At 39.4% G+C, this 21,193-nt stretch carries 16 protein-coding genes and 2 pseudogenes; 3 read left to right on the plus strand and 15 right to left on the minus strand.

Going from position 1 to position 21,193, the window contains the following annotated elements; translation table 11 throughout:
- Positions 1 to 801: 801 nt before the first annotated feature.
- From N9R04_RS09980 to N9R04_RS11510, 3 genes and pseudogenes are all read right to left on the minus strand, one after another.
- Positions 802 to 1,734, minus strand: coding sequence for a glycine betaine ABC transporter substrate-binding protein (locus N9R04_RS09980; RefSeq protein ID WP_262856623.1), 933 nt, complete (start codon positions 1,732 to 1,734; stop codon positions 802 to 804).
- Positions 1,735 to 1,756: 22 nt separating this feature from the next.
- Positions 1,757 to 3,358 (minus strand): annotated as a pseudogene (locus N9R04_RS11505) (MMPL family transporter); the annotation flags it as partial.
- Between the two features lie 33 nt (positions 3,359 to 3,391).
- Positions 3,392 to 4,447 (minus strand): annotated as a pseudogene (locus N9R04_RS11510) (MMPL family transporter); the annotation flags it as partial.
- 654 nt (positions 4,448 to 5,101) lie between these two features.
- Here N9R04_RS11510 and N9R04_RS09990 point away from each other — a divergent pair.
- Positions 5,102 to 5,518 (plus strand): MarR family winged helix-turn-helix transcriptional regulator, encoded by a 417-nt coding sequence (locus N9R04_RS09990; protein WP_262856673.1) that lies wholly within the window; start codon positions 5,102 to 5,104, stop codon positions 5,516 to 5,518.
- A 110-nt stretch (positions 5,519 to 5,628) separates the two neighbouring features.
- Here the strand turns inward: N9R04_RS09990 and N9R04_RS09995 are convergent, their stop codons facing one another.
- A complete protein-coding gene (locus N9R04_RS09995; RefSeq protein ID WP_262856626.1) occupies positions 5,629 to 5,934 on the minus strand; it encodes a hypothetical protein in 306 nt (101 codons plus the stop codon).
- A 304-nt stretch (positions 5,935 to 6,238) separates the two neighbouring features.
- Between N9R04_RS09995 and N9R04_RS10000 the strand changes: the two genes are divergently transcribed.
- Entirely contained in the window at positions 6,239 to 6,718 is a 480-nt protein-coding gene (locus tag N9R04_RS10000) for a glutathione peroxidase (RefSeq protein WP_262856627.1), read from the plus strand.
- Between the two features lie 112 nt (positions 6,719 to 6,830).
- Here N9R04_RS10000 and N9R04_RS10005 read toward each other — a convergent pair whose 3' ends face one another.
- The 7 genes from N9R04_RS10005 to N9R04_RS10035 all read right to left on the minus strand — a co-directional run bounded on the left by N9R04_RS10005 (position 6,831) and on the right by N9R04_RS10035 (position 15,453).
- A complete protein-coding gene (locus N9R04_RS10005; protein WP_262856628.1) occupies positions 6,831 to 7,814 on the minus strand; it encodes a FecCD family ABC transporter permease in 984 nt (327 codons plus the stop codon).
- A complete protein-coding gene (locus N9R04_RS10010) occupies positions 7,811 to 8,809 on the minus strand; it encodes a FecCD family ABC transporter permease (protein WP_262856629.1) in 999 nt (332 codons plus the stop codon). The genes N9R04_RS10005 and N9R04_RS10010 overlap by 4 nt, the downstream gene beginning before the upstream one ends.
- On the minus strand, positions 8,799 to 9,734 hold the full coding sequence (locus tag N9R04_RS10015) for an ABC transporter substrate-binding protein (RefSeq protein WP_262856630.1): 936 nt from the start codon (positions 9,732 to 9,734) through the stop codon (positions 8,799 to 8,801). Before N9R04_RS10015 ends, N9R04_RS10010 begins: the two co-directional genes overlap by 11 nt.
- A 96-nt stretch (positions 9,735 to 9,830) precedes the next feature.
- Positions 9,831 to 11,063 carry an alanine racemase gene (locus N9R04_RS10020; protein WP_262856631.1) on the minus strand — a complete coding sequence of 411 codons (1,233 nt, stop codon included), beginning with the start codon at positions 11,061 to 11,063 and terminating at the stop codon, positions 9,831 to 9,833.
- Entirely contained in the window at positions 11,056 to 12,219 is a 1,164-nt protein-coding gene (locus tag N9R04_RS10025) for an MFS transporter (RefSeq protein WP_262856632.1), read from the minus strand. Before N9R04_RS10025 ends, N9R04_RS10020 begins: the two co-directional genes overlap by 8 nt.
- Positions 12,200 to 13,885 (minus strand): IucA/IucC family protein, encoded by a 1,686-nt coding sequence (locus N9R04_RS10030; protein ID WP_262856634.1) that lies wholly within the window; start codon positions 13,883 to 13,885, stop codon positions 12,200 to 12,202. Before N9R04_RS10030 ends, N9R04_RS10025 begins: the two co-directional genes overlap by 20 nt.
- Complete coding sequence (locus N9R04_RS10035; RefSeq protein ID WP_262856635.1) at positions 13,885 to 15,453, minus strand: IucA/IucC family protein; 1,569 nt, start codon at positions 15,451 to 15,453, stop codon at positions 13,885 to 13,887. The genes N9R04_RS10030 and N9R04_RS10035 overlap by 1 nt, the downstream gene beginning before the upstream one ends.
- A 491-nt stretch (positions 15,454 to 15,944) precedes the next feature.
- On the opposite strand from N9R04_RS10035, the gene N9R04_RS10040 reads away from it, so the two are divergent.
- Positions 15,945 to 17,105 carry a putative glycoside hydrolase gene (locus tag N9R04_RS10040; protein WP_262856636.1) on the plus strand — a complete coding sequence of 387 codons (1,161 nt, stop codon included), beginning with the start codon at positions 15,945 to 15,947 and terminating at the stop codon, positions 17,103 to 17,105.
- A gap of 149 nt (positions 17,106 to 17,254) precedes the next feature.
- Here N9R04_RS10040 and N9R04_RS10045 read toward each other — a convergent pair whose 3' ends face one another.
- The 4 genes from N9R04_RS10045 to N9R04_RS10060 all read right to left on the minus strand — a co-directional run bounded on the left by N9R04_RS10045 (position 17,255) and on the right by N9R04_RS10060 (position 21,178).
- Complete coding sequence (locus N9R04_RS10045) at positions 17,255 to 17,953, minus strand: phosphatase PAP2 family protein (protein ID WP_262856637.1); 699 nt, start codon at positions 17,951 to 17,953, stop codon at positions 17,255 to 17,257.
- Positions 17,954 to 18,227: 274 nt separating this feature from the next.
- Complete coding sequence (locus tag N9R04_RS10050) at positions 18,228 to 18,881, minus strand: hypothetical protein (protein WP_262856638.1); 654 nt, start codon at positions 18,879 to 18,881, stop codon at positions 18,228 to 18,230.
- 386 nt (positions 18,882 to 19,267) lie between these two features.
- Positions 19,268 to 19,894 carry a DNA-3-methyladenine glycosylase family protein gene (locus N9R04_RS10055; protein ID WP_262856639.1) on the minus strand — a complete coding sequence of 209 codons (627 nt, stop codon included), beginning with the start codon at positions 19,892 to 19,894 and terminating at the stop codon, positions 19,268 to 19,270.
- Positions 19,895 to 19,981: 87 nt separating this feature from the next.
- Positions 19,982 to 21,178, minus strand: coding sequence for an MFS transporter (locus N9R04_RS10060; RefSeq protein WP_262856640.1), 1,197 nt, complete (start codon positions 21,176 to 21,178; stop codon positions 19,982 to 19,984).
- Positions 21,179 to 21,193 lie beyond the last annotated feature (15 nt).

Below are 21,193 nucleotides of genomic sequence, written 5' to 3' on the forward strand. Positions count from 1 at the left end.
CCAACCGTACAATCAAATATAGTTTAACACCTTATTTAAAAAAATAAAATTTAAACGGTTGAGTTAAGTATGCTTATTTTATTGTAGAAGCGCTTGACTAATCGTAGGAAAAGAGGCTGGGACATAAATCCCAGCCTCTTTCAACATCTCGGCAGTAGATGACTGATTTGAAAATACGCTTGCATCAAGCTTTTTTCAATTCTAGTCATCCTTGCCGGGGCGGGACTACGAAATCTTTTTAGTCAAATTAGCTTTCTGTCCCACTCCCTCTTTCAACATCTCGGCAGTAGATGGCTGATTTGAAAATGCGCTTGTATCAAGCTTTTTTCAATTCTAGCCATCCTTGCCGGGGCGGGACTACGAAATCTTTTTTATTCAAATTAGATTTCTGTCCCGCTCCCTCTTCAACATCTCGGCAGTAAATGGCTGATTTGAAAATGCGCTTGTATCAAGCTTTTTTCAATTCTAGCCATCCTTGCCGGGGCGGGACTACGAAATCTTTTCATTCAAATTAGATTTCTGTCCCGCTCCCTATCGTCTTTGATAAAGGAATAGAAATTATATCCCCCTTTAGAAAAGCGCGCTACTTCACTTATTCCAAAGGGGGAAGGACTATTTATCTTATCATCTTTAGGAGAACTTAATATCTCTCAATTGCTACTTTATTATACGTGTGTGATCAAGTTAGGTTGCGTATTATTTCAATCCACTATCTGCTAACTGCAATCCCTCATTTAACGTTCTGAGTAACGACGTTAGCATGCCTTTATATCTACACACGTCGCTTAATAGGTGCTGTACTTAATCGCCGACATCTTTCTTCCAATCATCCACTTTATTATCGTGATCGTCTACGTAGTCTTTCGCAATTTGTTCTGGATTGTTCTTCTTATCGACGAACATTTTCTTAGCTAAATCATCTTCATCTTTTTGACTCCAGTCATCCGCGATACGTGTTGCAATAGTATAAGCACCAGGGTGATTCTGTTTAAAGTCTTTATTGAAGACGAGGTCAATGTGCTGGTCATTAGAACCGTAAATTTTTTCTGGATCTTTCAACATTTTGAAGTCTAGCTCTTTGTTAATCCAACTTGGACTCATCGCTGTAAAGAGCAGTGGTTTGTGTTGTTTATAAGCACCTTGGATCTTCTTGAATTGCTCTTGATCTGAAGATTTCTCAAGGCTGTATTTATCGAGATCATTATCGCCTATTTCATCATCTGTTTGTTTCATAACGCCATTACGCTTATCTGTACCTTGAACCTTCCAATCAAATTGCTTACCGACATCTTTCTTCTTAAGATCGCGAATGGAATCTACATTCTTCATATATTTAGGTACTGCTAAGCCTACTTTAGCATCATCAACGAGATGTTTCTTGTCATAAACAGATAGTTTGTCTTTGAATTTATTGTAATACTTCTTATCTGTTGAAGGAAATATACCCGACGCATGGAATTGGTTTTTATCTTGTGAAACTGAAGCATACAAAGGTCCGCTTGCCATCACAGGAGTGGTCGTAACATTATAACCCGCTTTCTTCAGTACTTCAGCTATCACGAGCGAACGCGCTGCTGAGTTATCAGTTGCAACATATGGGATTTCAACGTCTTTGTCACCAAGTGAAGTCGCCTGATCACTTGATGAGCCGCCTTTACCACAAGCACTTAGCACAAGGGCTAAGGCTAATGTGGTTATGACAGCAACTGTCTTAAATAAACGTCGCTTGAACATTCATCGCTTCCTCCTTTAAATTTTAGTCTAACTCTCCGTATCCATTAGATGTGTGGTTCTTCTTGTACTCATCATAAATATCTTTGTGGTTCACACGTGCATAAAGCATCAGCGCATTGAAGACTATATCTTGGTCTTTAGATTCTTTAGCTAACGCTTCATAAAGCGCTGTAGTTTTTTCTATCTTACGTTTATTCTCATCTTCTGTTGGCTCTTGTTTATCATATTGTGTGGCGTGTTCGTGACTATCTATATCGCCACCTTCTTGAGTGTAAAGTCTTTCGTAATCTATATCTTGATAACGGTAATCTGAGCCGAAATTAGAAGCGTGCGTTTGATTAGTATAGTCTCTAGTTAAGTTGTCGTGGTCAGTATATCGTTGCTCTGGCTGATTGGATTCATAAGTAGTGTATGCTGGTGTATAGCTATCAGCATGAGCGCGATCATAGTCAGGATGATTAGAAGTAGGATGTTCAGTATGCGCTTGATTATAATTTTTATTCGCTTCCTCATCTGTGCTATCTGAATCCTCTTCTTCTAATGCCTTACCTTCCACGTCTATCTTCGGTAAGATTGAATCTAACCATTTAGGTAAGTACCACGCTGCTTTGCCGAACAGTTTAGTTAATGCTGGAATGATCATCATACGTACGATGAATGCATCGAAGAGCACACCAAAGCCTAATGCGATACCTACAGATTTGATTGTAGTATCATCTTGGAAGACGAATGAAATGAACACACTGAACATAATTAATGCTGCTGCGACTATGACAGGGCCACTTTGTTTAATACCCACAAGGATGGCTCTATCGTTATCTCCTGTCTTGCTGTATTCTTCATGCACACGTGTCATCAAGAAGAGCTCATAGTCAATCGCCAATCCGAAGAGTATACCTATTACAATGACCGGTAAGAATGCTAGGACTGGACCCGTCGCGTCAACACCGAACAATCCACCTAGGAAACCATCTTGCATAACTAGTGTTGTAAATCCTAGTGTAGCAGCGAGTGAAATGACGAAACCTAGCACTGCTTTCAACGGAACGAGAATAGAACGGAATACAAAGAGTAAGAGTACGAACGCGATTGCGACGATAACGCCAGCAAATACTGGAATAGCGTTATTCAGTTTTTCTGACATATCTATATTAATGACGCTTTGACCTGAAATCTCAGTGTCAAAGTCATATTTCTCTTTAGCTTGACTGTGATAATCACGTAATTCGTAAGTTAAATCCTGCGTCGATTTAGCATTAGGTCCATCGTCTGGAATCACTGAGATTAAAGCGTAATGGTTATTATCATTTAGATGTGCCTTCTGAACTTTATCTACGTGGTCTAAATCTTTAATATCGTCACGAATATTGTCTAAGTTGTTCTCGATGTCTTTCTTACTTCCTCCATCTTTGGTATTAACAAGCATAACGATTTGACCGTTATATCCTTCGCCAAAGTTGTCTGACACCATCTTATACGCTTTATGTTCTGGTGAATCTTGCGGTTTGAGGCTATCATCTGGCATACCTAGACGCATATGAGTGACTGGTATAAGCGCTATGAGTAGAATAACAATACCTATAACGGCAGCAATGATTGGTTTACCAACGATAAATCTACCCCAGCCATTACCTTGATCTTGAGTGGACTTATTACTATCTTCTTTGACATTCGTAGCCCTAGCCTGTTGACCTTTCTTTCTCGTTAGTTTAATACGTTTATGGAAGATACTGATAAGCGCTGGTAACAGTGTTAATGCTGCTAGTACTGCAAAGAGTACACTAATCGCTGAGGCAAAGCCCATCACTGCTAGGAAATCAATGCCGACGAGTGAAAGACCACAGACAGCCACCATAACAGTTAAGCCAGCAAAGATAACCGCACTGCCTGCTGTTCCTACTGCAAGGCCTATAGATTCAACCGTTCCTTTGCCCTTTTGCGCAATCTCTTTGTATCTAAAGAGGATGAATAAGGAATAGTCTATGCCGACTGCTAGACCAATCATCACTGCTAACGTAAGTGTAAAGTTTGGAATATCAAATACATACGTCAGGATACCGATGATACCTACACTTGTACCAAGCCCAATTAAAGCACTCACAATTGGCATACCTGCAGCTATAATAGAGCCAAATGTGATCAGTAGGATGATAAATGCAGCGATAATACCTACAATTTCTGAAGTACTACCTGTATCCGTTTGCATAGACATTTGACTTGTCTTCTCAATCTTAAGATTATGATCATCTTTAACATCACTCAGTTCTTTATCGATAATCTTCTTAGATTGATCTTGCATGTTAGTTTGTGACACTACATAGTTAATATCTGCTATTGCCGTATCTTTATCTTTGTTGATTTGACCACTATCGTAAGGGTCTGAAACATTTTGAATGTAATCATCATCTTGTTTGATATTATTTAAAGCTTTTTGAATATCTTTCTTCGTGCTTTTGTCTGTGATGCCATTGTCTTTATCAGAATGGAAGACAAGCCGCATCTTCGCTTTCTGACTATCTTGATGGAACTCTTTACTTATCTTGTCATTCGTATCAAGAGATTTAAGCCCATTCATCGTTATATCGTCATCAAATTTAGGCGCGTTGACTGTTAAAGCCCCAATGATAACTGCCAGGAGTATGATCCAAGCAAAGAGGCTCGCCCATTTATGCTTAGCGATGAAGCTTCCCATTCTATACAGTAATTTTGCCAAGGCACTTCCCCCTATTTTTTAAAGATTGTTATGAATACTCAAGCTTTTCCCTTTTTATAAAAGTTTAAAAGCTAAACATATGCAATTGTTGAAATTGGGAGCGGGACAGAAATCTAATTTGAATAAAAGATTTCGTGGTCCCGCCCCAGCAAGGATGACTAGAATTGAAAAAAGCTTGGTACAAGCGCATTTTCAAATCAGTCATCTACTGCCAAGATGTTGAAGGGAGCGGGACAGAAATCTAATTTGAACAAAAGATTTCGTAGTTCCGCCCCGGCAAAGATGACTAGAATTGAAAAAAGCTTGATACAAGCGCATTTTCAAATCAGTCATCTACTGCCGAGATGCTGAAAGCGGCTGGGATTTATGTCCCAGTCTCAATTGTTGAAATTACACATAACACTTTACTATGTGCTACAGTTCATGAACACCATTAGATTTTTTGATGTGTGGAAAAATGCAACAGATTAACAGATTTGTTGATATTTTTATCAATCAAGCCTGACACATCCACATCTCTGCAACCGAAAGACGTCAAAGTTTTGCTTTAATGCTATGAAGAGTAAGCACATGATTTGATTAGTCGTTCGCGATTGTTTATATTAAAATTAATCGCATGCGATTGAAAGGAGGGGATACGGTTTGAATGATGATATGAAACTCGCTAACCAATTATGTTTTTCGGTTTATAACGTGAACCGTCTTTTTGGTCAATTTTACGAAAAACAACTTAAACGGTTTGGTTTAACATTCTCGCAATATCTTGTATTACTGGCTTTATGGGAGAAACAACCACAAACGCTTAACGCTATAGGTAAACAGCTTGACCTTGCAAGTAATACACTTACTCCTCTCTTGAGGCGGCTAGAACAGGCTGGATGGATTACACGTTACAGATCAGAATCAGATAAACGTCAACTTCATGTGAGTCTCACCGAGAAAGGACAAAGAGAACAAACGGCTGTTTATCAAGCTATTTCGGAGTGTATTTCAACTCAATTTAACCTTGAAGAATATCAACAAGCCAAGACGGTCTTAGATAACTTAGAAGATAAGCTAAAACATTTATAACGGAACCTTAACTTTGAGACAAATCGCTCTGAATTGCATCGGTGGAATCATGCAGCTTGGCAAACGCTTTAACCTTGAATCAAGCGTATGAAGTAGGAACGAGATTAGTCCTATACCGAGCAGGGCGAATGATCGACGCCTCTATGAGATTGAGACATGAAGTTTCTGTACTCTGGGCAACCGATTAACGGCGTCATAAAAGCAGGATTGTCGACAGAAACGTTCACGCTTCGGAAGCGGGACAGAAATCTAATTTGAATAAAAAGTTTCGTAGTCCCGCCCCAACTCACATTGCTGGTGGAAACTGATGAACCAGTTTCTCTTTGTTGGGGCCCCCACCCCAACTCGCTGTGCTTGTTGGGAGCGGGACAGAAATCTATTTTGAATAAAATGATTTCGTAGTCCCGCCCCGGCAAGGATGACTAGAATTGAAAAAAGCTTGATACAAGCGCATTTTCAAATCAGTCATCTACTGCCAAGATGCTGAAAGAGGTTGAGACATTACATTATGAACCAGTTTCTCTTTGTTGGGACCCCTGCTCAAACCCTAAACGCTTTTGTGCCGATCTCATAACGCACTAGTGTTGACTCATGTAGTAATTTGCACCGTCGATCATCGTATGAACAGCTCAGGCTTTAGTGTTATGACGTCGCCTGCCTAACGAAATGAGCGACATGATTAATGAATAAAAGATTGTAATGATATAGGAGGACATAAAGATGAGTGAAAGTATTTATAATATAGAAGTAAAAAAGAATACTGGCGAAACTTATAAGTTAGAAGCGTATAAAGGAAACGTGATTATTGTAGTTAATACTGCTACGAAATGCGGTTTGAAAGGTCAATTTGAAGACCTAGAAGAAATCTATCAACAATATAAAGACCAAGGTTTAGTGATCTTAGGCTTCCCATGTAATCAATTTGCGAACCAAGAACCTGAGTCAGATGATTCTGTAGCACAAACGTGTAAGATAAACTTCGGGGTAACGTTCCCGCTTCATGCAAAGATTGACGTTAATGGTAAAAATGAACACCCCTTATTCACTTACTTGAAAAAACAACAAGATGGCTTGTTCAATAGTAAGATTAAATGGAACTTCACTAAGTTTCTCATCGATCGCGAAGGCAACGTAGTTAAGCGTTACGCTCCAAAAGATAAGCCGCAAAACATGATTGCCGAAATAGAAGAATTGTTGTAATCATTCACTTTTTCAAAAGCGATATAACTCGTGCAGACTAAAAAGGAGGAGCGCTCTAAGTTTAATGATAGAACTTGAGCGTCTCCTCCTTAATGATGTGGACATCAACGACTTACTTACGACTTTTAATTAACAAATACATGAAGAACGGTGAACCGATCAAGGCTGTAAAGATGCCGGCGGGAACCTCTTTCGGCAAGAACAACGTACGACCGATCAAATCGCTGATCAGGAGAATCATCGCGCCAATCAGCGCACTACTATACATCCGCACTCTAAATTGATGTGCTCCAATTCTCATCGCTATATGAGGTGCGATTAAGCCAACGAATTGCACACCTCCGACATAACTCATAGAAACTCCAATTAACACGCTCATAGATAATAACGCTAACACTGAGATAAATTGGTAACGGACACCGAGCGCCTCTGAAATATTCTTACCTAAGTAATGAATATCCATAGAACGTGAGAAATACGTCAGGGCAAACATGATTAGACCTAACACTATAGTTATGAGGAACACTTGATAGTATTCAGCTTGATGCACAGAGCCAGTAATCCATATTTGTGCCTGCCCACTCCGTTTGTTTGAAGTCAAGATTAAGAACATGATGATCGCTTGGCAGAGAATATTAAAGCTCACACCTATCAGGATAAGGCGGTTACGTTTGTAATTCTTCCTTAAAGCAAACAAATAGAGTAAACCAGTGATAATCAGTGCGCCTAGCATGGAGAAGATCGGTTGATATTGAATCGGCATAAGCAATGCTTCAGTGCTCGTCGTTAACACAATTAGAAAGACTAGAGAACCGACGTTTGCACCTTGAGAGATACCAATAACATCTGGAGAAGCTAAAGGGTTCTTCGTTATGAACTGAAGCACGCAACCTGCAACTCCGAGCGCTGCCCCGGTAACTAGCGCAAGTAAGACTCTCGGCAGTCTTAAATCTGAAACAACTAAACTTGTATAAGCATCGCCTGTGTTAAAGAGGCCAGCAATGACTTCTTGAGGGAGTAAGAAGTGATCACCAACCATAAGCGTAATGAGTGTAACAACTAACAAGAGAATAAATAATATAATTAATTTCTTCATTCTGTTAACTCCTTGCGCTTAAGTATTAAATAGATAAACACAGGTGTGCCGAGTATGGCAGTTGTTATACCTACCGGAATCTCTCTAGGCATGAGTAAATAACGGCTTAATATATCACTGAGCATTAACAGACAACCACCGATCAGACCTGAAAGCGGAATGATGATAAAGTGATTATGTGTGCGACATATGAGCTTAGCTATATGCGGCGTGATAAGTCCTACAAAGGCAATCGGTCCCGCTAATGCTACTGCAGATCCACTGAGCAAGACTACCGCTATCATCGTCATAACTTTAATACTCAAAATCTTTGCGCCTAAACCTTTAAGCGCGTCTTCACTTAGAATATAAAGGTTTAATGAGCGCGCCATATACATAGAAAGCACTAATCCAGCTACGATAAATGGCCAAATATAAGCAAGTACATTGAGATGCTTATTAGCTACTGAACCATTTAACCAACTAATAATTTCTTCAATTGCGGATTCATTATAGACTAATAATCCTTGAGTAATAGCCATACAAAATGCACTAATGCTCGCTCCAAAAAGCGTGAGCTCCATGGCAGTGAAAGGTCTAAGTGGTACCGATGTCGCTAGAATGATCATACTAGCGACAATAATCGTACCTAGAAAGGCCATAAAAGCGAGTTGGAATGAGCCATTCACACCAAATCCGATAAGCATAATGACGACCATTAAACTCGCTCCACTATTCACCCCCATAATTCCGGGGCTAGCGAACGGGTTGCGCGTAATGGTTTGGATCATTACGCCACTAATACCCATCAAAACGCCGACAACCCCGCCCAATATTGCGCGAGGTAGTCGTAACTGTGTTAAGATATGCTCATCTTTAATAGGTTCGCTAAAGATGAAGTATCTCCACACTTGGATGAATGAAAACTGTTTATATCCAAGCAGTAAACTCAAGGTAAACAGCACTATAAACAATGCTGTAAATCCTAGAATCCACCATAGATATCTACTTTTCATTTAACATTTTATCCTTGAGGTCATCGATCATCTGATTAGCAGATAACACACCACCTGAAGTGTTCCAAACTCCGTCATCCACTTTATATACGTGACCTTTCTTATAAGCATTTAATTTCTTGAATTCAGGATCGTTGGTCCAATCTTTTTCAAGTTGAGTGACTTTCTTATCTCCATCTTGGAAAGTGAAGTAGAAGAGATAATCGCCATCCATAGCTTTAATACGTTCTTTAGAAAGTCCTTTTTCTACGAAATCATCTTTATCTTGACCTTTAGGTCGCTTGATACCAAGTTCGTTTAAAACAATACCTGTAAATGTTTTTTGATGATAAATACGCACGTCACCAGGCATGAAACGAACGATAGACACCGCGTCATTCTTCTTATCGCCAAGTTCTTTTTTCACTTTATTCACGTGGTTGTCATAATCTTTAAGCACTTGCTTACCTTTGTCCTCTTTGTTTAACGCTTTCGCATAGAGTTTGAAGTTCTCTTTCCAGTCACCGCGGAGTTCTTTAGAGAATACCGTAGGTGCTATCTTAGATAACTTTTTGTACTGTGCTTCTTGTCTGAATTTGTTACCGATGATGAGATCAGGCTTCAATTTAGCGATCTTCTCTAAATCTAGATCACTTTCGCCACCTACTGGCTTGATGCCTTTATATTTATCCTTCAAGTGGGAATACCAAGGATTACCTTCATAAGAGTTCGCAGCGCCGACGGGTTTCACACCCATTGCAACTGCTGCTTCAGTCCCTTCATTCGTAAGCACTACAACACGTTTCGGATGCTTAGGCACTTTCGTAGTCCCCATAGCGTGCTTAATCTCACGCGTATTCTTATCTGAAGACTTACTATCGTTGCCACCGCCACACGCAGCTAGCATGAGTACGAGAATCAATAATATTGGAAATAACTTTTTCATTAAGTCTCCCTCTTTCTATGTATAAATATTTAAACACAATTCAGATGATATTCATTCTCAATTATAGCTAACTGATAACTGTTGTCAACTGGTAATCTAAATATATTTTACAATAGGTAAATCGTGTGAAAGAAATTGTAAATGACTAATATCATAGCTGTAACTACCAGCGTACTTAAAGACTATCCAATCACCCGTGGCTAAGCTATCAACGACATAAGGTGGACCAAAAACGTCATTAGGAGTACACAATTTGCCTGCTAGAGTTACTTCTTGATTTCGAATCTCTTTCTGACGCGTCGAATATTTAACTCTTTCTGATAATTGCTCAGTTTGATCAGAACTCATTTTTTCGACCTCTACTTGATGAGAAGCACCCGCTTGCTTAGAACGACTTGAAGCGCTAGGCGTTGTCATTTCGCGTTCAACAATCTCTAATGGATGGTTATGGTACCACGCTTTAGGAAATCTGAAATGGTTCGTTCCACCATTTAATAAAGCAAACGTTTGGTTATGCATCGTCTTGATATCATAGACCGCAGCCGCATAATAGCCTACTGGAGCCGTAATAAAGCGGCCCAACTCAAATGTTAAACGCGGAAACGCTTTGATTTCATTAGCAAAGTCATCAAAGTCAAACACGCTTTCACCAGCGTAATCAATACCTATGCCCCCGCCTACATTGATTGCGTAGTCTCCGGGCAGTCTAGATTCGAAATTATGCGTAAATTGAATTGCTTTTTCTATAAAACTGACGTGAGCTGAGACGTCTAAATTATTGCTCATTGAGTGAAAGTGGAATCCAACTAACGTCAGTTGACCTATGCTATCACAGAGTTGGAAAGCTTCATCTAAATCTTCTTCTGGCAAGCCAAATTGAGTTGGCACTCCTGCCATTTTCAACTTAGCTGTCGACTTGATATCGCTTAAATTAATTCGTAACATCACTTCAATGTGTCGCTCTGTATTATCAAGTAATTCGGCCAAGCTATCTAATTCAAATAAACTTTCTACTTGGATGGATTGAACACCGTTGTCTAAAGCATATGATAGGTTGCGCTTTGTTTTGACCGGCCCTCCATAGATAATGGTAGCGTCTTTAGAGACGGATCTAACTTTTTGAATCTCGCCCGGCGAAGCCACTTCAAACCCTGCTACATAAGGTGCTAGTGTGGCTATTATTCTCTCATCTGAATTCGCTTTTACCGCATAGAATAGTCGGTGTTCTGTAACCGAGGTAAGCCACTTAATTCTGCGTTCAAGCGCAGTTAAATCGTATATATAATAATCCTGATTACAATCTTCTAGTTCCGCTTTAATTCTATCCATACTGCTCCTCCTTCTTCACCATTAAGCTCACACAAGCCGCTACGAGTAATAAGCCTAAACTCATCACAATGTACATGCTATTCAATCCTAAATGTTCAAAAATAAAGCTCAACAATATGCCACCTAGTGGAATAAATCCTTTATCCATCATAGAGATGGATAGCACAGAGCCTCGATATTTAGGTTCGACCATTTTCTGAACTAGAATACGATTGGTTGTTCTAAACGCTTGAGACCCAAATCCCATCAAGACGAGTACTACAGCATAGAGATAAGCGTTGTGAATAAACATTAATGGGATGACAGAAATTAAAAATATAACTGACCATAACCTTAAACTTCTTAGACTTCCTTGTTGTTTAGAACGCATAAATATGAGCAATACAATGATTGAACCAGCTGCCACCATAGCAGTGAATAGCGAATAAATCATCGTGTGACGACCGAACTGGGCATCTACAATGCTTGGAAGGACGATCGTATAAGCAAATCCAAAGAGCATTGATAGCACGCTTGATGCCATGAGCATGACGATCACAGGTTGTCTCTTTAAATAGGCACCAATCTTGTGTTTCTCTTTTTTCTGCTGATGCACTTCAGGCAACACTCGATTTAACACTATTACACATATGCTTCCTATCATCGGCAGAGCTAGTACGATGTGTGAACTAATCGTGCCTAGCAGTAACCCTCCAATAAACGGTCCAATTAGCCGTGATACATTTAATATGAGCGCGTTTAAACTGATCGCTTTGTGTAACTTCTCTTCAGTAACAAAGCTGGGAATCAACGCATTTCTCTGTATCGTATCAATAGCTTGGAAGAACGACCGTGCCATGATAACAGCAAGGATGACATAAATGTTCCATTGTTGCCAGAATGCACCAACGATACATAACGTTAGCAGCATGTTAAAACTATGAATGATATACATTAATTTCGTCGAGCGCACGCTATCAATTAATTTGCCTATGATGAACGCAAACGCTAACTGAGGTATCAACCGAGCAAAATTGACATAAGCGATGTAAATTGCACTATCCGTCAGTTGCAAAGTAATCCAGTTTAAAGCGATGATATCGATCCAGTCAATTGTACGCGCTATACACTGAGAAACTATAAATCTACTATAGGCGTTAAACTTGAACATGGTCATATGTCACTAAAGGATTTGATTTCTGAACATAAATATCTCCTGAAGCTGGAGAAATTCGCATCGTCAGTAACGCCTTCTCATTAATTGTCTCAGTGTAAAAAGCATTCATGTCAGGTTGGACATGAGGAAGGTTTTGCAGACGTAATTGGTTGAATACGGTCTGGAAAGTTTGGTTAATCCACTGCCATAAATCACTTTCTTCACATCCATAATCTTCACTAAAGTGAGCAACTAACGTCTCCAAGTGATTGCTAATCAACGTATTTTGTACTTTTTCATACATCTGTTCTGTGGTCGCATTAGTCAACGCTTGAGTTAATTCAACCCATCTAGGAATACGCGTCGTATCGATTCTTAACCCTCCGAAATCTCTAACGTGTAGCCGACTCGGCATGCCGTGTTTAAATTCGAAAGACATGTTTTGAAGATGTGCTTCAAGTCCTATACCATACTTAGACATTAAAGTTACAGCAGTTTCAATCAGTATGGAGGCATACTGTTTAAACCACTCCATTGGCGTCGCAATACTTTCTGCACTAGAGATCAGATCTTGATAAACCTTGATACCTAATTCATTGTATTCAAACAAGCATGTCGCGGCGAACAATGACGCGTCGGCTGCTAAGTATTGCGCATTGTTTTCACGTAGAATGAACGATAAATTCCGCTGCTTCTCCTCAAGCGGATGACAATACGTCATACCGCCAAACTCTAGGACGGGTAAACTGATTTCTTGCAGTCGTTCATCATGCTGATAGATATATTTAAAGTATTCGCCGATATATTTAGAATTAATAATGCTGTTATTACTAATTGAACGAATCGTAGAGGTCATCTGAGAATTAACAGGTAATTTCATCATAGGTGTAACACCATCTATAGGACAAACTGTTCTGAAGGAAGAAGTGCTTTTAACTAAACCTCCTCGATGAGACAGTAGAATGATACGCTTACTAGCAATTTCTTCGGCATAAACACGCGAAATAACGTGTTTGAATTGATAAGGATGTACGGGAATCAGATGATAGCCTACCGGTATTTCGCCTTTATACCCACTAAATTGAGCTAAAATATTTAATTCTTCCGCTTCTAAATTGTTATACAGCAGCCCTTCTTTCACAAGTACCCAATTGAGTTTAAAGGCCTGATTGTACTCTGGTGAATACTGCATTACTTCATCAAAGGTTAGTCCTAATTTAGTCTTCGCACACGGGTGAATGTTATGTCCTTGAACCACATACTGTTCCCCATGCAGGAGAGGGTGGTCACTCTTCGGCATATGCGCACAATAGATCAGACTAAGCGCTTGATTGATGAGATGGTTCTCAATTTCTATTTTCAGCTGACCGTAGTCATACACACCTTGGCTGTGAAGAGCTAACCAGTCAATCAGCTCAAGCGGATCCATCATCGTTTTCTTCATATTATTCTCATACAAGTGAACGAGCGGTTGAGCTTGACGGTACATGATACAAGTGTCGTCTGAAAGATACAGTTTCTTCGTGTCGTGAGATTCCTCAACCCATTGAATAGGAGACGTTACTTCATCATATAAGCAATTAATTAGTTTAGTAAAAGTAATTTCAATACTCTGTTCAATAGATTGCTCTACATAGGTGCGATTAAATCTAGAGGAATGTCTCAATACTTCGTTCATCCAGCTCATTACGCTTGACCTCCTTTGCCATAAAGCGGGTTATCAACTACAGTGTGCTGATAGTCATAACCATCTTCATAAATGCGCATTTTAAGTAAAGACTTGATTCTAAAGTGAGGTTGTTGCAACACATCAATCTCGGGTTGAAGTTGCTCATTATATCGTCTAATCATGTCCGCTATAAGTTGATGACATTGCGATGCAGGATAGTTGTATTCTGCTAAGACATGAATGAGTTGGAATAGATGATTGTAAAGCACAGAATGTGTGAAAACAGCTAATAATTCTTCAAATTCTGTAGTTAGTAAGCCTGTTGAAGCGTCGATTTCACAGTCTCTGTCAAACAAGCGAACGCCACCAAAGTCTCTGATGTAAATGGCTTGCGGTTTCCCATTCTTGATGACCACTGTACTATTTTGCATATGAGCTTCTAAACTGATGTGTTCTTCTAGCATTAGCTTATACGTCGCTTCTAATAGTATTTCGCTATACCGTTTCATAAATTGTGTAGCTGCTTCATGGAACTCAAGTTGTTCGCAAGTCATCAGTTGTTCGATGCACTCAATGACAATGGGTTTATCCGTGATGAAACTCTTCGTAATTAAGCTCGCACAGACGACGTTATGAACATCTGGGGTGGATGGAATCGTCTCTCGTATTAAATAGCTACACTTATTTGCATTCTGTGGATCAATATTTAAGTGCGCACCAGCGAGGTCTTTCTGAATATAGCTATGATGATAAGTGCTGTGATTATAAATACGGCTAACTTCTTTACTCAAGACCACTCCATTGTTGATGGAAGCGGGTGAAACATTCCGAACAGCACTCGTCGCTTGCACATTTATTGCTGTCTTAATAATCGAATCTAATGACGGAATATCAAGTGTTCTAAATGAAAGTAAAGGATTAGCAGCAATCGCTAAATCATAGAGAGGGATCAATTGATTGCTATCAAATAGCTGGGAATATTGAGCACGCATATAATGTTTAAGCTGCCACTCGTGAATAAATAAGATGTCATAGTTATCCATCTCAATATGGTGTTGACGGCAATAATCTGTAACATGGTGATAGAACTGAGTAAATTTCTCAGAACGCTGAGTACCCATTACCGTCACTAATGACTTGTCACAAAGAACTGGAATCACGTGAGCAGTGTTTCTAAACTCTGGGGCATAATTTAATACATCTTGATGTGTGAAACCGAGCTTCGTCTTAGTCATGGGGTGAAAAGGATGACCTTGCGTCACGCTTTGTTCAAAGAAAACATCTGTAAGATTTTCTTTCTCTACAAAGTCAAATATATGTTCATATTTGTGACCGTAATTATCTTGATCCCTATGATATTGCAAGTAACTCAAAGTGAGGTTTCTAATTGAATCTTCAATTTCACCTTGCAAGCGTTCGTCACGCGCAATCAATGTTTCATCGATATTTTCAAACACAGCAAGCTGCTTTACACGTCGATTAACTTCATGATGTGCTTGTCGATAACATTGCTGAACTTCATTTGAGGTCAAATCTTGAAAATGGCTATGTATCTCTTCTATATCTTTACTTACTACCTTTTCCAAAAAATCACTTTCCTTTAATTTTTTATTAATATGATAATGAGAATCATTTTCGATTATAAATTAAATGTGAAGTTTGTCAATGAAGATTTATAAAGATGAGATTTTTTATAAAGAATTAATTTCCGCTATAAATTACGTCAGTCCTCCTTCTCAAACGACCGCTAAATACCTAAGACCTTATGAAGACCGCCCGGTTGCAGCAACCACCCTTTCATAATCCTAACCGCATACTTCCTTATCTGTAGACCAGTAGTCTTCCTATTCCTTTAACTATGGACCCGCCATGAGCTCTTCGGCCACCAATTGAGCTCATCCTTTCGTAAAGTCTTTAGGTCCAAATTAGTTAACAGCAAACATAGCTATATAGTAACGCTCAGCTTCTAAAAACACTTTGTAAATATACAGAATCAGTGTACACTAAGAATATAAAAATTTTATTAGTGTAAATGTCATGCTTCTCACACTTATATATTTAAGGGGACGGTTATATTATGAAACGTACACTTACCGCACTGGCTGCTGGACTCTTATTACTCTCAGCCTGTGATAATCAAACGGATTCTAAAAAGAATAGTTCAAGCACTGCTTCACAAGATAGTCAAAACTACAAAGTGACATACCCTAAAGATGGGGTAAAAGGTATATACGTGGCACCAGGTTCACTACAAGGCAAGAAATTTGACGAACTCATTCATTTTATCAATCATACAGAGTTAAATGCTATGGTTATCGACGTCAAAGATGATACCGGAAATATTACGATGGATTTAAACTCAAGTAATAAGTTAATAAAAAAGAACACCTCTGAAACTGTTAAATTAAAAAAACTAATGAAGACATTGAAAGATAATCATATTTATTCAATTGCACGCATAGTTACTTTTAAGGATTCGAAGCTCGCTGAAGAACACCCTGAGTGGTCGTTTAAACAGAAGAATGGAGATGTTTGGCAAAGTGATGGTGGCGATAAATTCATTAATCCTTTTAGTAAAGAGGTGCAGGACTACAATATCGCAGTAGCGAAAGCGGCAGGTCAAGCTGGATTTAGTGAGGTTCAATTCGATTACGTCCGTTTTCCTGAAGGCTTCGAAAACATGGACGAGCAATTAGACTACACGACTGGGAGCTTTAAAGAGAATGATTCAGATCATACAGAACAACGCGTGAAGGCCATCACTGGCTTTTTGAAAAAAGCGCATGAAGAATTACATCAATTAGATGTTAAAACAGGGGCAGATGTATTCGGTTATTCTGCTACAGTCAAAGAAGCACCGGGTATAGGGCAAAGCTTTCCTAAGATAGCAAGCAACGTGGATATCATTTCATCCATGATTTATCCATCGCACTGGAGCCCTAATGATTTCGGTTTAGCTCATCCAGACTTAGAACCTTATAAGACGGTAGATAAATATCTTGAAAAGGAAAATGAGGTCTTGAAAAAAGCAGGCAAACATAAACCCCAATCACGTCCATGGCTTCAAGATTTCACTGCTAGTTATTTAGGTGCAGGCAACTATAAAGAATACGACGCAAAAGCAGTAGAAGACCAAATACGCGCATTAAAAGATCATGGTATAAATGAATTTTTACTCTGGGATGCTTCAAATGACTACACTAAAGGTGTAGACTACACGCCTGATAAAAGTAAATAATAACAATTAAGACACCCTTCCCACTGAATTTTTAGATTCAAGTAGGAAGGGCGTCTTAATAATCGAATCGACCCCTTACTGTAAGCCATATTAAAGCGGTAAAGAGCAATTTATAGACGGACAAATGAACTTTATGGCTCACCCTTAAGCTATTTCATGTAAAATGTCTTCCCAATTCTCATGATTGGAAAGTCTTGGTGTAGCAACCATTTGTAACCTTTCACTCCTAAGAGCACCCAAAAGATACCAAACGCACTACCACTAATCACATCTGTTAAGAAGTGGGCGTGGAAGTAAAATCGACTTAGTATAATGCTCAGCCATGAGCCTAAGACGATTGGCAATGTAACCCCTTTAATGATTGGATTCTTAATCACAGGGAGCAGCACGAGAGACACGATCGCGAAGAACACACTACTCGCTACAGCGTGGCCACTAGGGAATGAATAACCTGTATCTTGTACGAGATGTTGGAAAGGGCGAGACCGCTGTATCACGTTTTTTTGAACGAAGCCTACTACTCCACCAGATCCTACGACGCCAAGAACCCAAGCGCTGACTACATAGTATTTCTTAACATAGAAGAATGATGACATGATACCTACAATGCCTAAGATAGCAGGGATATCAAAGTATTTCGCAAAAATCGTATAATATGTATTTAACTTATCTCCTTTAAAATTCATCTTTGGTCTCCCATAACGCTGATACCATCTGTCTCGTACCCTTTTATCTAGGTTATGCAATGCTGTTACGCCAGCGCCTAACCCAACTGAGACGCCTATAAATGTAGCGCCTGTTAACGCAAGTGCTGAAGATGTCACTCCTGATTTAAACTTCCCAAACATATTGTGCTCTCCTCTTCAATAATTATCGTCTTACTCTTCAACTAGTCACTTTTAAATTTACCGAAAACAATAGAAAATGTATAGTTTAACAGTCCTTTAAATAACATAAAAAGAAAGAGCGAAGCAGCATCGGCGTATAATTCTTATTATTTTAACGACAGAAAAGATAGAGCGTTAATTCCTAAAAAAACAGCAGCAAGCTATTTCTAAATGACATTGAACTTACTGCTGTGCTCTATTTATACAACACTTTGTATTAAATGGCCTCGCTTTCCTAGGATGCTGGTTCAGTTCTACTGTGGCGTTTACTCTCTATAAACGTCTCAGCCATTTGACCACATATGCTTTGAAAGCGATAGAATTGGTGTGCCCCTATGAACGCTTCTTTAATAATATGATCTAAATAGTTTTGACGAAAGTGTTTAGATTTAACTTTATCAAATAGCCATGGTTCTTTTTGAAACAAGTATGTCATTACTCTTTTCGCTTCTTCCTCAAAACGCTTAAATAGTTGAGCGTCAAACGGTTCTAGATCGAAGCGCAAACCTAAATAGGGAAATAATTTATTAATGATTGATAGCCAACCGATACCTACATTGAAATACATTTCTGACCGCTGTTCTATCAAATCTAGCGCTTCAAGTTCGATATTTTCATCCTCATCTTCCATCGCTTCATATAATTGGTATGGCGATAATTGATATATTTCATTTGTCTCGTTATTGCGTTGTCCCCATATTTCATGCCTTTTATAATAGTTATATAATCTGGTTTTTACATACAGCAGTGCAGCACGCGTTTGACTCTCTACTTTTTCATAATCTTTATCCTTCAGCTGTTGTTCAACTTCGCGGTAAACTTCTTTCTGAAGTTCCTGCGTATCATATAGGCGCTTCAATGCCGGGTTAACAGAAAGGGTTATAGCCATAAACTAAATCCACCTTTAATTCACTATTCTGATATAACTTGAGAGTTGTAACTTTCTCATTATAGTATTTACCCTTCAATAATAAGAGTAAAGCCGGGACATAAGTGAAACGCGATCTGCTTACACTTAGCTTTTCACTTAGATATGAACTCTGTTCTCAACTCACTTACCTCATCCATACTTTTTAAAAAGTCTGGACTACGAAATCTTTTTAGTCAAATTAGATTTCTCTCCCGCTCCCGAAGCGTGAGCGTTTCTGTCGGCAATCCTACTTTCGAGACACCGTTAATCGGTTGCCGAGAGCACAGAAACTTTATGTCTCAATCTCATTAAAAAAGGGACTGCCGTCACTCTTGAAACTGAGTGACGGACATCCCGTCTTCAGTCTAAATATGATATTGATGGATGTACTCCCACAGGTAGAGGCAACCTATCGTACCCTGAGCGCCCCATTTTTCTTTACACGCTTTCAGAACCGCTTTGCCTTGTACTTGTTGAGCCTGATAGAGGTGTTGTGCTGCACGTTGAAGTCCAACATCGTCTAACGGTACAACATCTTCCCTCTGAAGTGTAAAGATGAGAAACATTTCGACAGTCCATTGCCCGATGCCTTTGACTGCTGTGAGTTGATTAATAATTTCTGCATTACTTAAGTCGTGTAAAGCATTGAGATCAACTTCTTTAAGATCGATGTGTTCTAGTAGATTATCTAAATAGCGTTGTTTAGGCCTAGAAAGGCCGACATCTGTCAACTCTTCGACAGAAAGTTCACTCAACGCTTCAACTGACCATTGATGGTTTATCTTAGAAGAAAGACGTTCAAATATCGTTTCCGCCGCTTTAACAGATATTTGTTGTCCAACGATAGAACGGACGAGCGATTTCAAAGGGTACGGTCTAAGCGTCCTTTCAATATCACCAATCTCTTTGATTAACCTAGCCATAACGTCATCTTTCTTCATGAGTTGCCTAACACGTTTATCCTGTACCGAAATACGCCAAATGGACTCCATCTCCTCACTCCTATTTCATCCTCTATACTATAGTTATAGACGTCCGGTATACTAGCTGCACTAAGAGGGTAGTCTAACCTCATCGATTTATGCTTCTCTCTTTCCTCTCGTTACTAGTAACAAGAAAGATACTACAGCAAGGACAGCCACTATCATGCTAAAGACGATACCGGCCCATTGAACTCCTAGACCTAACTCTAACAGTCCTACTCCGACTACAGGTATTGAGATAGCAATATAAGCAATTGTAAAGAAGGTAGAAGTGATTTCTGCACGTTGATCTTCAGGTGCTACTGAATTAACCGTAGATAAACCAGCTCTGAAACTAAACGCCTGACCAAGTCCTGAGACGAGCGCACCTATGAATAACATGAGGAATGATTCTACTAATAACGACACACCCACTAATATTACTCCTACAATCAAAGTAACGCTCCCTAATGTAAGCACTTTAGAATCGGGTTGTTGTTTAAACAATAGCTGCCCTAGAGTAGAAGCACAGAAAATGAAAAACACTGTGACGCCAATGATTGCTTTGTTATGAATGCTTAAAATATTACCCAGGAAATTGGGTGATATCGCAGTAAATAATCCTAGCATTGAAAAGCCAACAAAAACGGGTATAACCGCATAGATAAATGTCGCCCGAATTTCTTTAGGTACGCTGAGTTTCTGAACGTTAACTTTTAACGATTGTCTGTCCTTGATCGGTTCAGGCATTATCCAAATACCTATCAACGCGAGGATGAGCATAACGATATCAACCACAAATATTAGTCTAAGCGGATGAGGTAGATACTCCGCTAAAAGTCCGCAGAGCAAAGGTCCAAACCCGAGTCCTAACATATTGACGCTACTCGCAATGGTTGACGCTTGGTTCTTCTTATCATCAGGCGCAAGGTTCACAATAGTGGCTGTCGCAGTACTTGTAAATAGTCCAGCAGAAAGTCCAGAAACAACGCGCCCTGCTAACAAGAAACCGACATTCGTTGCACAAAGAAAGATGAGTGCACTTATTACAGATAATATAACACCTGGGAGAAGTACATAACGTCTACCAATACGATCAGAAAGTTGACCGAAGACTAATAGGCCACCGATAACCCCTGCTGCATAGACAGCATAGATGATCGTTACCATCAGCGGGGATAAATCGAAAGCTTTGCTGTAGATAGGATAGAGCGGTGTGGGTAAAGTAGTTCCCATCATGATAATGAGAAATGCATATACCGCACCAACAAAGCCCCATCTCATCCTACTTGTGGTTCTAGATTGTCCTTTCATTTCCTCACACCTCTC

Source organism: Staphylococcus marylandisciuri (assembly GCF_025519785.1).
Lineage (GTDB): Bacteria > Bacillota > Bacilli > Staphylococcales > Staphylococcaceae > Staphylococcus > Staphylococcus marylandisciuri.

What these genes read in the sequence shown, in the direction of transcription:
- N9R04_RS09980 (WP_262856623.1), bottom strand. Translation starts at nt 1,734, where the DNA reads ATGTTCAAGCGACGTTTATTTAAGACAGTTGCTGTCATAACCACATTA.
- N9R04_RS09990 (WP_262856673.1), top strand. Translation starts at nt 5,102, where the DNA reads ATGAAACTCGCTAACCAATTATGTTTTTCGGTTTATAACGTGAACCGT.
- N9R04_RS10000 (WP_262856627.1), top strand. Translation starts at nt 6,239, where the DNA reads ATGAGTGAAAGTATTTATAATATAGAAGTAAAAAAGAATACTGGCGAA.
- N9R04_RS10005 (WP_262856628.1), bottom strand. Translation starts at nt 7,814, where the DNA reads ATGAAGAAATTAATTATATTATTTATTCTCTTGTTAGTTGTTACACTC.
- N9R04_RS10010 (WP_262856629.1), bottom strand. Translation starts at nt 8,809, where the DNA reads ATGAAAAGTAGATATCTATGGTGGATTCTAGGATTTACAGCATTGTTT.
- N9R04_RS10015 (WP_262856630.1), bottom strand. Translation starts at nt 9,734, where the DNA reads ATGAAAAAGTTATTTCCAATATTATTGATTCTCGTACTCATGCTAGCT.
- N9R04_RS10020 (WP_262856631.1), bottom strand. Translation starts at nt 11,063, where the DNA reads ATGGATAGAATTAAAGCGGAACTAGAAGATTGTAATCAGGATTATTAT.
- N9R04_RS10025 (WP_262856632.1), bottom strand. Translation starts at nt 12,219, where the DNA reads ATGACCATGTTCAAGTTTAACGCCTATAGTAGATTTATAGTTTCTCAG.
- N9R04_RS10030 (WP_262856634.1), bottom strand. Translation starts at nt 13,885, where the DNA reads ATGAGCTGGATGAACGAAGTATTGAGACATTCCTCTAGATTTAATCGC.
- N9R04_RS10040 (WP_262856636.1), top strand. Translation starts at nt 15,945, where the DNA reads ATGAAACGTACACTTACCGCACTGGCTGCTGGACTCTTATTACTCTCA.
- N9R04_RS10045 (WP_262856637.1), bottom strand. Translation starts at nt 17,953, where the DNA reads ATGTTTGGGAAGTTTAAATCAGGAGTGACATCTTCAGCACTTGCGTTA.
- N9R04_RS10050 (WP_262856638.1), bottom strand. Translation starts at nt 18,881, where the DNA reads ATGGCTATAACCCTTTCTGTTAACCCGGCATTGAAGCGCCTATATGAT.
- N9R04_RS10055 (WP_262856639.1), bottom strand. Translation starts at nt 19,894, where the DNA reads ATGGAGTCCATTTGGCGTATTTCGGTACAGGATAAACGTGTTAGGCAA.
- N9R04_RS10060 (WP_262856640.1), bottom strand. Translation starts at nt 21,178, where the DNA reads ATGAAAGGACAATCTAGAACCACAAGTAGGATGAGATGGGGCTTTGTT.